4 protein-coding genes are annotated in these 15108 nt (G+C 73.6%); all 4 read right to left on the minus strand.

What is annotated here, in order from left to right:
- Positions 1-86: 86 nt before the first annotated feature.
- Positions 87-12554, minus strand: coding sequence for an amino acid adenylation domain-containing protein (locus ACSMXR_RS35655; RefSeq protein WP_473170833.1), 12468 nt, complete (start codon positions 12552-12554; stop codon positions 87-89).
- A gap of 267 nt (positions 12555-12821) precedes the next feature.
- Positions 12822-13139, minus strand: a complete 318-nt coding sequence (locus tag ACSMXR_RS35660; RefSeq protein ID WP_359143034.1) for an antibiotic biosynthesis monooxygenase family protein — start codon at positions 13137-13139, stop codon at positions 12822-12824.
- Between the two features lie 124 nt (positions 13140-13263).
- Entirely contained in the window at positions 13264-14352 is a 1089-nt protein-coding gene (locus ACSMXR_RS35665) for a sensor histidine kinase (RefSeq protein ID WP_473170834.1), read from the minus strand.
- On the minus strand, positions 14345-15088 hold the full coding sequence (locus tag ACSMXR_RS35670) for a response regulator transcription factor (RefSeq protein WP_473170835.1): 744 nt from the start codon (positions 15086-15088) through the stop codon (positions 14345-14347). The genes ACSMXR_RS35665 and ACSMXR_RS35670 overlap by 8 nt, the downstream gene beginning before the upstream one ends.
- Positions 15089-15108 lie beyond the last annotated feature (20 nt).

The following is a 15108-nucleotide window of genomic DNA, read 5'->3' on the forward strand; positions in this document are numbered from 1 at the left end:
GGACGTCCACGCCATCGCGGCGGGACAAGAACGAACTTAATCCCGACCACTGACAACGCCCCTCCGGCGCCCGGTACGTGGAACGGTCATGGCCTCCAGGGGCGCCGCGTGAGCATGTCCGGGTCGATGGTGCGGGTGAGGAGGTGAAGCGGCGCGGCACGGATGCCGGACGCCTCCGCCGCATCCCAGTACGCCAGGCCGGTGGCCGCGTCGACCGGACCGCGGACGAGCGGCACATCGACGCCCGAGGCCTGGAGCAAGGACTCCAGCCGGCAGGACGCGATGCTGTCCGGCACCATCGGCTGCGCGAGGTACCCGGCCACCGCGGCGGCGGGCAGGCCCTCGGCCACCAGCCGTTCCGTGGGGCCGGCACCCAACAGCCCACCGCCGACGACCAGGACGTCCTTCTCCCGCTCCATCCGGGCGATGGCGCGAGCCGTGTCGAAGCAGTGCGGGAACGAGTCGTCGACCACCGTCGTACCCGGTGCGAGCCGGTCGACGTCCAGGAGCGTGCCGCCTCCGCCGACCGCCGCGACGATCAGCCGGGCCCCGTACACGGTATCGGGCAGTCCCTGGTGCGACTCGACCACCTCCACGGTCCCGGCCAGTCGGCGCTCCAGGAGGCTGTCGGCCAGCTCCTTCAGACGCGGCCCGCTGCCCGGTACGTCGCAGAGCAGCAGCCGGGCGGGCGGCCGGTGGGCCCGGGTGAGCAGCAACTCCAGCGAGGAGGAGCCGATCGAGCCGAGCCCCACGAACGCGACGGTGGCAGAGCCCAGTTCCTGCCCCGTCGCGTCGAGAGCGGCGTGCACGGTCCTGACGACGGACACGACGGTCGCCGCGTGACCGGTGGTGACAGCGGGAAAGGTGTGACCTGTGGTGACGGCGCGACCGGTCGGGGTGGTGACGGCGGGTGCGGCTCCGGTCGTTCCGACGGCCCGCAGGACATCGAAGCCGTAACCGGTCAACGAGGGGATCATGCCCGCCAGGGACACGGCCCGCGCACCGAGCGACGAGGCGAGCTCCACACCACGGGTGGTGTGCCCGAGCAGGCCGTCACCGGGGGCGAGTTCGTCCGCGAACAGCGGGACGCACACGAAGCCCGAACGGCCCAGCGGCGTACGCAGCGTCTCCAGGAGCCGTGGCCGCCCGCCGGGGAACAGCAGGCTTCGCAACTCCTCGCGCGGCAGCGCCGCCTCCGGCAGCCCGGCCAGCCCGGCGAGGTCGGCTGGTGACGGCAGATAGCCGATGAGCGCGGCGTCCATCCGCCGGTCCCGGCCGGAGCCGCCCGGCCGGCCGGGGTGGGCGGGACGGGGCGTGGTCGAGGCCGCCGCCTCCGCCAGACCGTCGCGTACCGAGTCCGCGAACGCGGCCGATGCCTCCGGGGTGAACGCCGTCGCCGCCGCGCGGACCGTGATCCGCAGCCGCCCGTCGTCCGGGGCGGCCGACAGGAACACGTCCGTGCCGGCCGGAGGCGGCGTGTACGCGCTGTCGCCGTCCTCCCGGGTGACGGTCAGCGACCCGCCGCTCTCCGGTCCCAGAGCGGAGAAATCCAGATAGGTGAAGAAGAACTGCGAGGCCAGGGGCAGCCCGTTGGGTAGCGGAGGCACGGCCCCCTCGTACGTCTGCGCCTCGACGGCCTCGGCCGCGACGCGCCGCACATCGTCCTCGAACCCCGCGTCGTCGGGCCGCCCGGACGCCGGACCGGCCGGCCGCAGGGGAACCGCCGTGGCGAAGGGACCGAACACCCGGTGCGCGTCGGGCAGAGCGGGGTCCCGGCCGCTCACCGCGAGACCGAGCAGCAGATCCGCCTGGCCGGTGGCCGCCACGAGCGCCCGGTAGTAGGCGGTGAGCACCGGCGCGTGGAGGGTGGAGCCGGTGCGTGCGGCGAGGTCGCGCAGCGCGTTCGCCCGGCCGGCGTCGACCGTGAACCCGTGGGTGTGGAAGAGCGCGTTCGCGGCGCTGTTCGGAGACGTGCCGGCGGTCGAAGCGGCGGAGAGCACGGGGGGCCGGTAGGGCGCGGCGAGTCGTGCCCACCGGTCGTCGACGGCCGGCCCGCCGGAGCCCGCACCGGGGACCGTCGCGGAGGCGGTGCCCGCGCGCGCTGCGAGCCGGCGGGCGTGGTCGCGGAAGGTGCTGCGCAGGGGGACCGGCGCCGGTTCCTCGCCGCGGGACAGCGCGTCGTACGCGGTCGTCAGCTCCCGTATCAGGAGCGCGGCGCTGTAACCGTCGCCGATGATGTGGTGGGCGTGCGCCACCAGGACGTGTTCGGCGGGGGCGACGGTGAGCACCCGCAGCCGCAGCAGGGGCCAGGCCCAGGGTTCGAAACGGCGGGCGCGTTCGGCGGCGACCCGTTCCTCGACCTGCTCCGGGCCGGTGAGGGTCTCGAAGTCGACCGGCAGCCGCAGCGAGGGCGGAAGCTCCTGCTGGACGGCCGGGCGCGCCCCGGCGGGGAAGACGGTGCGCAGCATCGGATGCCGCACGACGAGCAGGTCCACCGCGCTCTGGAAGCGGGCTCGGTCGAGGTGGCCGTGCAGCCGCAGCCGCGTGAGCCCGGACGAGGTCGCACCCGGTGCGATGGCCTCGGCCAGCAGGAAGCCCCGCTGGGTGGGCGTGAGGGGGAAGGGCTCCGGAGCCACGGCCGGATCGTGGGCCGGGGAGGGGGCAGCGGCGGCCTCGACGCCCGTGTCTGCGTCCGCCGCATCCACCGCGCCCGCGAGGGCCGCGAGCGTACGGTGACGGTAGATCACGGTCGGCCGGGGGAGCGGCCCGCCCTGCTTCTCCAGCCGGGCGAAGACCTCCAGCACGAGCAGGGAGTCGCCGCCCAGGGCGAAGAAGTCGTCCTCGCGGCACACGTCGTCGGCCCGGAGCAGAGCGGACCAGACGGCGGCCAGCCGGACCTCGGTCGGAGTGCTGGGCGGTGTACGGAGGTCGCCGGTGGGCGCGCCGGTCGGGACGGACTCTTCTCGATGGGGCCCGCGGGATGCGTGGGACCGGTGTGGTCGCAGGGCAGACAGCCCACGGCGGTCGATCTTGCCCGTGCTCGTGAGCGGCATCGTGCCGACACGGGTGATCCGGGACGGAAGCATGTACGGGGGCAGTGACTCCGCCAGATGGAGCCGCAGCGCCACGGTGTCCGCCCGGGACGGTCCGGGCCCGGGTGTCACAAAGGCGGTGAGGCGTCCTTCCTCGGCGATGACGACGGCGTGGGTGACATCGGGATGGGCCTGGAGCACCGCCTCGATCTCGCCCGGCTCGACCCGGTTGCCCCGGATCTTCACCTGGTCGTCCAGTCGCCCGAGGAACTCCAGGGTGCCGTCCTCGGAACGCCGCACCCGGTCGCCGCTGCGATACCAGCGCCGCCCGCGCCGGACCGTGAACGCGGCCTCGGTGAGGGCGGGTTCGCCGAGGTAGCCCGGGGTCAGGCCGACTCCGGAGATGAGGAGTTCGCCGGCCTCGCCGGGCGGCAGGGGCTCGCCGTCGGAGCCGACGACCTCCACCTCCGTGCCCGAGACCGGGCGCCCGATGGGGAGCCGCCGCACCTGGTCGCCGGGCCGGGCGCGGATGATGTGGCAGCTCGTGTTGATGGTCGCCTCGGTGGGCCCGTACAGGTTGGCGATGTGCTGGCCATCGCCGAAGAGGTCGAACCAGCGGCGTACGTGGGCGGGGGACAGGGCCTCGCCGCCGACATGGATCCACCGGAGCGCGGACAGCTCCGGACGCGGCGCCCCGTTCCGTACCCGTTCCTCGGACGCGGAGAGGAGCTGTTCCCAGAGCGTGGGGACGGAACTCCAGACGGTGATCCGGCTCCGTTCGACGTGCGTCAGCAGCCGGTCGGGGTCGCGCAGCAGATCCCAGGCCACGGTGACCACGGCGGCGCCGACGAGCAGCGGGGCGAGGAGCTGACGGACGGAGGCGTCGAAGCAGGGCGACGCGGTCTGGGCGAGCCGGTCGTGTTCGTCGTACCCGAAGGTGCGGATCGCCCAGTCGAGGTAGTTCTCCATCGACCGGTGGGTGATGGGCACCGCCTTGGGCCGGCCGGTGGATCCGGAAGTGAAGATCACGTAGGCGATCTCGTCCGCGTCGACCGGGCGGTCGGGTGCGAGGACTTCGCCCGGGGAGTCGGGCGCAACTCCCTCGCCCGGGGACCGGAAGGAACGGGCGGCCGGGAGCGGCGCGGACGCGTCGACGGACACGAGCGTCACATCGCCCAGCGTTTCCCCCACCGCCCGGGTGGCGGCATGACAGAGCACCGTACGGGCCCCGGAGCGGGTGAGCTGGTCCACCAGCCGCGCGGTCGGATGGCCGGCGTCCAGCGGAACCCAGCCCGCCCCGGCGCGCAGGGCCGCGACGACCGAGACGACGGTGTCGGCACCGGGTTCGGTGAGCAGCCCGACGAGGCTTCCCGGGGTGACGCCGTGTGCCAGGAGCGAGGCCGCGAGTGCGTGGGAGGCACGGTCGAGCTCGGCGTACGTGAGGGTGGCGTCGCCGGTGTCGACGGCGACCGCGTCCGGGGTGGCCCGGAACCGTTCGACCAGCCGCCGCACGACCGTGGCGGACCCGGACCCGGACCCGGCCCCGGACGCGGACCCTGACCCGGACACGTCCGGGATGTCGGGCCGAGGCCGGACGAGAGCGGCCAGTTCGGCGTGGAAGTCGCGGTCCAGTCGGGCGACCGTCGCCGGGTCGAAGAGCCGGACGGGGAAGTTCCACGAGAAGCGCAGTGCCGTCTCGTCCTGCCAGCACAGCAGGCTCAGGCAGGTCGCGGCGGTGGCGGTGCCGGCCGCAGTCGGCCGCACGCTCACCGGACAGCGCTCGTCGAGAGCGGCGGGGAAGCGCGAGAAGCTGAATCCGGCCGGGCTCACCGTCCGCGGTCCGGCCCCGGACGGGTCCGTCGGCAGCAGCCGGGCCAGGTCGAGACCGGTGAGGCTCGCGTGCTGCTCGCTCTCCAGCCAGATCCCCGCCAGCCGCTCGGCCAGGGGCCCGACCGGCTCGTCCGGATCCGTCTCGCACACCAGCGGGAGGGTGTCGGCGAGCGGCCCCACCAGATGGTCCAGACCCGCCAGGCGGCCCTCCCGCCGGGCGCGCGCGACGTTCACCGCGACCTCTCGCTGCCCGCTCCACCGGGCCAGACAGCGCACGTGCACGGCGAGCAGCAGATGGAAGAGGCTCACCCCGTGAGCCGCGGCCCGCTTCTCCAACGCGGTGGTCAGTTCGGCGTCGAGGGCACTCTGACGGGTGGCCAGGGGAGCCGTGGGAAGAGCGGACGGATCACCGTCGTAGGGCAGGCGCAACGGCTCGCCCCGGGAGGCCAGCCGCTCCGACCAGTACCGCCGGTCGACGGCGAGGGCCCGTGCGCCGTCCGTGGCGGACCGCTCGGCGGCGGCAGCGGCCGCGTACCGCGCGAAGTCGGTGCCGAGCGCGGGCAGCGTCGGCGTACGCCCGTGGGCGAGGGCGGTGTAGAGCGACCAGAGTTCCCCGGCAAGGACGTTGAGGCTGTATCCGTCACCGGCCGCATGGTGGATCACCAGCACCAGATGGGACAGCTCCGGGCTCTCCCGCGCGAGGACCGCGCGTACGGGAGGCTCGGCGGCGAGGTCGAACGGCCGGTTGCACAGGGCTGTTTCGAGCTCCTCGATACGCCCGGTGAGCTCGTGGACCTTGTACCAGGCGGAGAGCGCTGCGGGCGGCGCGACGTACTGCCGCGGTGTCGCCGGGCCGAGCCGGTCCACGCCGTTCCCGGTGTTTCCTGTGTCCCCGATGTTCCCGGCGCTCTCGATACGGATCCGCAGCATGGTGTGCCGATCGGCGAGCGCGGCGAGCGCCCGGCCCAGGAGCCGGGTGTCCAGGGGGCCTCGGACGGTCTGGCGGACGTAACCGTGGGCCGGGACCTCGGGGTGGAGCCGAGTGCTGGTGTACAGGGCCTGTTGGACGGGGGTGAGCGGGAACGGTACGCCGTCCGGAACAGGAACAGGAACAGGAACAGGAGCAGAAGCGGGCACGGCAGCAGGCCCGGGAGCCGGCGCCGGAGACGAGGCCGGGTCGGGCGATGAGTCGAGGTGCGCGGCCAGTTCGCCGACGGTCCGGTACTCGAAGAAGAGCGTGGCGGGCAGGGCCCTGTCCAGCTCCCGTTCGAGCTGCCTGACGAGGTCGACGGCGGCGAGCGAGTCGAGGCCGAGGGTGAGGAACGGCTCGTCGTCGGGAATTCCGGCGACGGGCACCCGCAACGCGGAGGCCAGCAGCCGGCGGAGCAACGCGGCTGTACCGGTACTGGTGTCGGCGCCGGTCTCGGTTTCCGGGGCCGTTCTCGTCAGATCCGTCGGGGGCGCTACGACCGCAGGGCGCGGGGCCGGCGTCAGGTCGGCGATCAGCAGCTGTGACGCATCGACGCCACACGCCTCACGGAGAGCTGCCAGTCCGGCAGCGGGGGCAACCGGCCTGCCTCCGGTGCTCCGCCCGGCGGTGGAGTCTCCGCCCGCCCCGGTGCCGAGGGCCGCCGCCATGCCCGTACCGGCGAACGCGGCGAGGTTCACCGACAGCCAGGGCCGGCCCGCGTGTCGTTCCGATGCGGCGAACGCGTCGAGGAAGGCGTTGGCAGCGGCGTAGTCGCCCAGCGCGCCCGCAAGTCCGGGCAGCACGGCGCTCACGGAGGAGAACACGACACGGACCGCCGGGTCGAGGCCGTGCCGATGGAGGGCCAGTGAGAGCAGCACACTGCCCCGGGTCTTGGCGGCCAGGGCGTCCGCCGTCTCCTCCGCGCGTCTGTTCCGCAGAGTGGCGGGCCGCACCACTCCCGCGGCGTGGAAGAGCGCGTCGAGGCGGGGCAGCCCGGAGAGGAGCGCGTCCACATCGCGCTCCACCGAGACGTCCGCCACGCGGTAGTGCACGGTGGCGCCCAGTGCGCGGAGCTCCTCGGCCAGCCCCACGGGAAGCTGCGGGGTGCGCCCGGTCAGCACGAGGGTCGGGCGGCCCCGGCCGGCGAGGTCCCGGGCGAGCGCGGCGCCGATTCCGCCGCCGCCCCCGGTGATGAGGTAGGTGCCGTCGGGCGGCAGCGGTGACCGGGGCGCACCGGTCGATGCTGCGGCACCGCTCGTCAGCGGATCGAAGCAGCGGGTGAGCCTGCGCCCCGCCCGCCAGGCCACGGAGGCTGCGCTGCCAGGGGTGCTGTCCGACCCCAGCTCGGCCAGCACGGCGGCCAGGCGCTCGGACGGGGTGTCCAGCGAACTGAGGTCGACGGCGACGGCCGAAGCACCCGGAGTCTCCTGCGGCAGCGCCAGCAGAAGTCCGCCGAGGACGGCGTGGGCCGGCCGTGGCCTCTCCCGTACGGTTCCCGTGGCGTGCACGTCCTCGGTCAGCACCAGCAGCCGGTCCGCGCGCGACTCGTCGAACCGTGCGAGGGCCTCGTCGAAGGCGGCCAGCGCGGCGTTCTGCGCCCGGTCGAGCGCGTCGGCGGTGTCCTGGTGGCCGGGAGCGGGCCCGGCCACCAGGACCACGGCGTCCGGCGGCCCGTCGCCCGGTGCGTGCATCCGGATGCCCTCGGCGGTGAGCTGCGAGGCGAGCCGGTCGACGGACGCGGAGTCGGGTCCGGTCAGCAGCACCGAACGCCCGGCCTCCGCCGGGCTTTCGGGCAGGGCGGCGTCCGCCCACCGGACCCGGTGCAGCAGAGGGCTCGCGGGCGGACCGGCCCAGTACCGGGTGCGCTGGAAGGGGTAGGTGGGCAGCGGAACCCGGTGGTGCCCGGCGTCGAGCGCGGTCCGGTCCAGCGGTACGCCGTGCGACCACAGCCGGCCGACGGTCTCCAGGAGCGCCCTGCTTCCGCCGTGCTCGTCACCCGGCGCACCGGGCAGTTGCTTCTCCGGGGCCGCGTGGCCGTCGGGACGTCCGGGCAGAGCGCACATGACGGTCGTTACGCCACCGGAGCTGCCGGTCGTACTGGTCCCGCCGTGGGCGTACGCTCCCGTCGCCGCGCGGACCGCACTCGTCAGGGTCGCGCCGTGGCCGACCTCGACGAAGGTGTCGTACCCCTCCCGGGCCAGCCGTTCCACGGCAGCCCCGAACAGCACCGGGCGCTCGGCGTGTTCGCGCAGGTACTCCGGGCCGAGGACCGGCTGCCACTCGGCGGTGACGGTGCTCATGAGGGCGATGGACGGGGCCCGCGGGTCCAGTGCACGGGCCGCGTCGGCGAGCCGGTCGGCGATCGGCCGCATCAGCGGTGAGTGAAAGGCTCGGGAGACTCGCAGGCGACGGGTGGGGACGCCCTGCGTTTCGAGGCCGAGGACAGCGCGCTCCACGGTGGGGACGGCCCCGGAGAGGACCTGAAGCCCGGGACCGTTGTACGCGGCGACGGCGAGCGTCCCGTCGGACGCCGCCACCGCCGCGGCGACCGCGTCCTCGTTCCCGCGAACGGCGATCATGGCGCCCGGCTCGGTGAACGTGCCCATGAGACGGCCTCGTTCGGCCGCGAACCGTACCGCCTCCTGAAGCGTCAGCACCCCGCTGACGCAGGCCGCCGTGATCTCCCCGACGCTGTGCCCCGCAACCGCGTCGGGCGCCACGCCCCACGTACGCAGCTGGCGCGCGAGCGCCACACCGGAGGCGACGAGGAGCGGCTGCGCCACCTCCGTCGCGGCCTGGGCGACGGGGTCCACCTCCGGATCCAGCGCCCAGTCCAGCAGGGGCCGGCCGCACACCGGACCGAGGAGCGCGGACGCCTCGTCCAACGTGTCCCGGAACACCGAAGCCGTCCGGTACAGCGCCCGGTCCCGGCCGGGGAACTGCGTACCCTGCCCGGGAAACAGGAAGACCACACGCGGCCGGGAACGGACGACGCTCCCGATGCGCCCGCCCGTTTCATCCGTGCCCGTGCCCGTGCCCGTGCCCGTGCCGGTGCCGATGCCCGTGCCGGTGGTGGCGGAGGCGATGGCGGCGAGCCGTTCCCGCAGATGACCGTCCGCAACGACGGCGAGCCGGTGCGGCCCCTCGTCCCGGGACGTGCTCGCGGTCCGGCAGACGTCGCCCTCACGCAGCTGCGGATGGCTTTCCAGATGCGCGGAGAGCTGGGCCACCGCGTCCCGCAGCCCACCCGCGCTGCGCGCCGACAGAGTCAGCAAGTGGGTTTCCTCATCCGTGACTTCGCGAGCGTCACCTGCCGACGGCGACAGCGACGTCGACAGCGATGGTGCCGGCACGGGCGGAGCCTCTTCGAGGACGGCATGGGCATTCGTGCCGCCGAAGCCGAACGCGTTGATCCCCGCGACGAGCGGACCGGCGGACGTCCAGTCCCGGGCCTCGGACACCACGGAGAAGCCGGCGGGAGCGAGGCCCGGCGAGGCCGGGGTGCGGTGCAGCGACGGCGGCAGCCTGCGGTGGCCCAGGGCCAGCACGACCTTCACCAGCGCGGGCAGCGCCGCGGCGTTGAGCAGATGCCCGATGTTCGTCTTCACCGAACCGAGCAACCGCGGCTCGCCGTCGGGCTGTACGGGAAACGCGTGGGCCAGCGACCGCAGCTCGATCGGGTCACCCACGGCCGTGCCGGTCCCGTGGGCCTCCACATAGGTCACCGCTGCGGGATCCACGCCCGACGCCTCGTACGCCCGGGCGATGGCCTCGCGCTGCCGCAACGGATTGGGCGCCATGAGGCTCATCGACCGGCCGTCGTTGTTGACGGCCGTGCCCCGGACCACCGCGAGTACCGGATCGTCCGCGAGGCGGGCCGCGTCGAGGCGCGTCAGGACGATGGCCGCACCGCCCTCGCCGGGTACGAAGCCGTCGGCGCCGGTGCTGAAGGCGCGGCTGCGCCCGGTGGGGGACAGGGCCCCCGCCTCCTCCAGCAGCCGGTGCGGGGCGGAGGTCAGGTGGAGGTTGACCCCGCCGACGACGGCCAGGTCGCACTCGCCGTCCAAGAGGCTGCGCCGGGCCAGGTGCAGGGCCACCAGCCCCGACGAGCAGGCGGTGTCCACGGCGAGTGCCGGGCCGTCGAGGTCGAGGCTCTGGGAGACCCGGGCGGCGATGAGAGAGGGCAGATTCCCGGTGAGCGCGGTGGGCGGCGGAGAGCCGTCGGCGGAGGCCCGGTCCAGGACCTCCCGGTAGCCGCTGTCCCCGACCGCCGCGAACACACCGATCCTGCGCCCGCGTCGGCGGGGCCCCGCGTATCCGGCGCGTTCGAGGGCCTCGTGGGCGAGTTCGAGGAAGAGCCGCGCCTGCGGGTCGAGTGCGCGCGCCTCGTCCTCGCCGATGCCGAAGTAGCCGGCGTCGAAGGCGGCGGGATCGTCCAGCAGGGCCGCCCAACGCTTCCGGGGAGCGGACGGCCGTGCCTCCGGACGGTCGTGGCCGTCGTCCCAACGCTCCTGCGGTACGGGGCCGACGGCGTCGTGCCCGTCGACGAGCAGGTCCCAGAAGGCCTCGGGGGTGTCGGCGCCGGGGAACCGGCACGCCATTCCGATGACGGCCGCATCGGTGCCGGCCCGCGACGCAGCGCTCCCCACGGCCTCCGGTGCGGACAGCGGCAGACCGACCTCCGGTGCGGACGACCGCGAACCGACCTCCGGTGCGGACGACTGCGGACCGACCTCCGGTGCGGGCGACGGCGGACCGGGGACAACCGTCAGAAGGTGACCGGCGAGAGCCGCCACCGTGCCATGGTCACGGATGACCGCGGGCGGCAGCGTCACACCGAACGCGTCCTCCAGCGCCACCAGCACCTCCATGGCCTTGAGCGAGGTCCCCCCGAGGCTCCCGAACGGCTCGTGCACCCCGATCGACCCGGCGGACCGGCCCAGCACCCGCGCCCACACCTCCCGCACGATCTCGACGGTCCCCGCCGCCGACCGGGGTCCCGGGGCCGTCCGGGGCTCCTCCGACGACCGGGCGGCTTCCGCCCCGCCGGGAGCCGCAGACAGGGCAACCCCTCCGCCACCCACCCTCTGCTCGTCCGTCCCCTGCTCGCCCGCCTCGAACCGCTCCCGCAGCAGCCGACGCTGGAGCTTGCCGCTCGTCGTACGGGGGAACGCCCCCGGTGGCAGGGCCAACACCCGCACGTCGTCATGGAACAGCGCCTCGCGCACCCGGGCCGCGACGCGTTCGAGGACCTCCGCCGCATCGCGCGGGGGCCGTGCCCAGGGGACGAACACCACGACGCGCTCCGCACCGGTGACCGGGTCGGTCGAACCGATCACCGCCGGGGTGCCGGTAGGCAGCCCGGGCGTCGCCGCCGCGACCGTCTCGACGTCCGTGGCGTGGAACGTACGGCCGTTGAGGAACAGCACGTCCTTGTGCCGGCCCGTGACGCACAGCCGTCCGTCCCGGAGGAACCCGAGATCACCGGTGCGGAGCCACCCCTCGGCGAACACCTCCGCGCTCACGTCCGGCAGCCCGTGGTAGCCGCGGGCCAGTTGGGGACCGCTCACCATGATGTGACCGACCCGCCGGTCCCCGAGGACGGTGCCCGCGTCATCCACGATGCGTACGGCGCAGCCGGCCACCGGCAGCCCGACGTCCATCAACTCCACGGCCCCTGCGCCCGGTTCGGCGTCCACCGCCACTCCACCGCTCAACGAGGCCCGGTCCAGGATTAGCGGCACGGCCACCTCTCCCGGCGGCGGGAAGGTCACCGCGAGCGTGGCCTCCGCCAGGCCGTAGACGGGCTGCGCCGCCGCCGGGTCCAGCCCCGCGGGCCGCGTCTTGAGGGCGAAGGCGCGCCACACCGCGGGCGCGATCGGTTCCGCCCCGACCAGGAGCAGCCGTACGGCGGACAGGTCCAGCCGGGCCAGGACCTCGTCGGGAACACGGCGTACGGCCAGCGACAGGGCGAAGTTGGCGGCGGACAGCACCGTGGCCCGGTGCCGGGCCGCCACCTCGAACCACATCCGGGGGCGCTTGGCGAACGTCAGCGGACCGATCTTGACCTGCCTGGCCCGGGCGGCCAGGGGAGCGAGATGGGTGCCGATGAGCCCCATGTCGTGGAAGTACGGCATCCAGCTGACCACCACGTCGTCGGCGCCCAGCGCCGAGGCGGCCCGTATCTGCTCCAGATTGGCCAGCACCGCGGCGTGCGTCACCTCCACGCCCTTGGGCGCGCCGGTGCTCCCCGAGGAGAACTGCACGAACGCGACGTCCTCGGGCCCGGCGGCGACAGGCTCCCGCAGTGCGGGCCCCTCCCGCAGGGCATCCAGGACCAAGGCGGTTGCACCGCCGGGGAGTTCACCGGCCACCGACGCGGTCGAGGCGTCCACGACGACGGGCGGCCGCTCCAGGTGCTCCCAGACCGGCAGCACCCGACGGGCGTCCGGAGCCAGCGGAACCGGCACCAGACCGGCCGCCAGAGCACCCCAGAACATCGGCTGGAAGTCCTCGCTGCGGTCGGCGAGCAACGGCACACAGGTCCCCGGCGCCACCCCCGCCGCCCGGAATCCGCCGGCCACGCGCAGGGAGTCGTCAAGGAGTTCGCGCAGCGTGACGGTCAGCTCGCTGCCGTCGCCACGCACATGAACGACGACCTGCCCGGGAGCCTCACGGACCGCGTCCAGCAGTACATCCAGCAGCGTCATGTCGTGCTCCACCGGTCGATCCGTCCGTTCTCCGAAGAATGATCTTAAAAACGTGCAGGACACGAGGAATCAACCGACGGGAGGAGACGGCCTGCACCTTGGGAGTGACGTGACGGAAGCCTGACGGAAGGTCTTCGCCGTGCTGGGCGAACGCGACCGGCCGGAGGCGGCGGCCATCGGCCCGATCGAAGGAGAGACAGACCTGCCCGGCCGGTCATGAGCCGGTCCGGGCAGGTGACACATCGGTGCGCGCCGGCCTACGAGCCGGTGCGCGCTCGCCTACGAGCCGGCGGGCCCGGCCTGCTGCACGACCTCGAAGGACCACACCGAGGAGCTGCTGGAGGCCGGCTTCGGGCGATCGCCGCCGCCCTGGTGGGCCGCCTTCATCGGGCCCTCCATCCACGCCTGGAACGACTCCTCGTCACGCCACCGCGTGTACACCAGGTAGTCGTCGGTCCCTTCGACGGGACGGAGAAGCTCGAACCATTCGAAGCCGTCGGAGTTCTCCACGGCGCCGGCCCGGGACGCGAAGCGCTTCTCGAGGGTTTCCCGCTGCTCGGCGGGAACGGTCAGCACATTGATCTTGACTACGCTCATGGCCCCATCCTGCCGTACGACGTCCGGGCAATGACGCCCCAGGGTGGACGGGAACACCTCGGCCGACCACGACCGAGCTGCGACGATGACACACTTCCCGTTCCTGACGGCAGAGCTCCGGCTCTCACCCGGGCGGGGCCGCCGCGGGCAGTTCCACCGTGACGCGGAGCCCGCCGCCAGTGCGCGGGGTGAGGGTGAGCGTCCCGTCGTGCGCGCGGGTGATGGTCTCGACGATGGCCAGCCCGAGACCGACGCCCGTGTGGTGGGTGCGCAGGCGCTCCGCGCCGCGCTGGAACGGTTCGGTGAGCGTCGACGCCGCCTCAGGGGTGAGCCGCGCACCGGTGTTCTCAACCGTGAGTTCCACGGTCTCGGGGTGCACGCTCGTCGTGACCCGGACGGTGCCCCGGTCCGGCAGGTTGTGGACGATCGCGTTGTGCAGGAGGTTCGTGGTCAGCTGCAGCAGGAGGGTCGGCGAGCCGACCGTGGGGGCGATGTCGCCGTGCGTCCCGACGGTGACGCCGCGCTCTTCCGCGAGGGGCAGGAGGGTCTCGGCGGCCTCCTCCGCCAGGAGCGACAGGTCGACGCGTTCCCGGGGGAACGAACGCCGGTCGGCGCGGCTGAGCAGGAGCAGCGCCTCGGTGAGGTCGATCGCCCGGCTGTTGACGGCGTGGAGGCGGTCGATGATCTCGCCGGTGTCGCGGTCCGGATCGGCACGGGCCACTTCGAGGAGCGTCTGCGACACCGCGAGCGGCGTGCGCAGCTCGTGGGAGGCGTTGGCCGCGAATCTCTTCTGCTCGGCGACATGGGCTTCGAGCCGGGCGAGCATCGTGTCGAAGGCGTCGGCGAGTTCCCGGAACTCGTCCTTGCGGCCCGGCAGCCGGATCCGGTGGGAGAGCGATCCGTCCGTGGCCGCCCGGGTGGCCTCCGTGATACGGGTCAGCGGAGCGAGCATGCGGCCGGCCAGGAACCACCCGCCCACGAGTCCGAAGACCAGAAGGATCGCCAGCACGGTGGCCGCCGCCGGGGCGAAGGTGTACGCGAGGAGCTGACGATTGGGGTTCTGGTGGAGCATGCGCTGGTTCCAGTCGTCGGGCACGTACTCCAGGAGGTACACCCAGACCGCGGTGAGCAGCAGGACACCCGCGACCATGAGGAATCCGGCGTAACTGAGGGTCAGTTTGAGGCGGACGCTCAGCCCTCGCCGCCTAGCCACGGTCGCTTCCTTCGCTTCCTTCGCTTCCTTCGCCCCCGTCGCTCCCGTTGCCCTCGTCGCCGCTTCCGGCTCCGGCTGCCGCGTCGATGCGATAGCCGACGCCGGGCACGGTCGCGATGACCCCGGGCTCACCGAGGCGTTTGCGCAGCGCCGATACGGTGATGCGCACGGCGTTGGTGAACGGATCGGCGTTCTCGTCCCAGGCGCGTTCGAGAAGTTCCTCGGCGCTCACGACACCGCCTTCGGCGGCGATCAGGACCTCGAGGACGGCGAACTGCTTCCGGGTCAGCGCGACATACCGCCCGTGCCGGTACACCTCTCTGCGGAACGGATCGAGCCGCAGCCCCGCGATCTCCCGCACGGGAGGCCTGCTGTGGGCGCGTCTGCGGTCGAGCGCCCGGAGCCGGAGCGCGAGTTCCCGCAGCTCGAAGGGTTTCGTGAGGTAGTCGTCGGCGCCGAGTTCGAACCCGGAGGCCTTGTCGTCGAGCCGGTCGGCCGCGGTGAGCATGAGGATCGGCGTACCGCTGCCGGAGGCGACGATGTGCCGGGCGATCTCGTCGCCGGAAGGGCCGGGGACGTCACGGTCGAGGACGGCGATGTCGTACGTGTTGACGCCCAGCAGTTCCAGAGCGGTGTCGCCGTCGCCCGCGATGTCGGCCGCGATCGCTTCGAGGCGCAGACCATCGCGGATGGCTTCTGCCAGATAGGGCTCGTCCTCGACGATCAGCACACGCATGTCCTCGATGGTAGGAGTCG

The organism is Streptomyces sp. DSM 106670, from assembly GCF_055792845.1.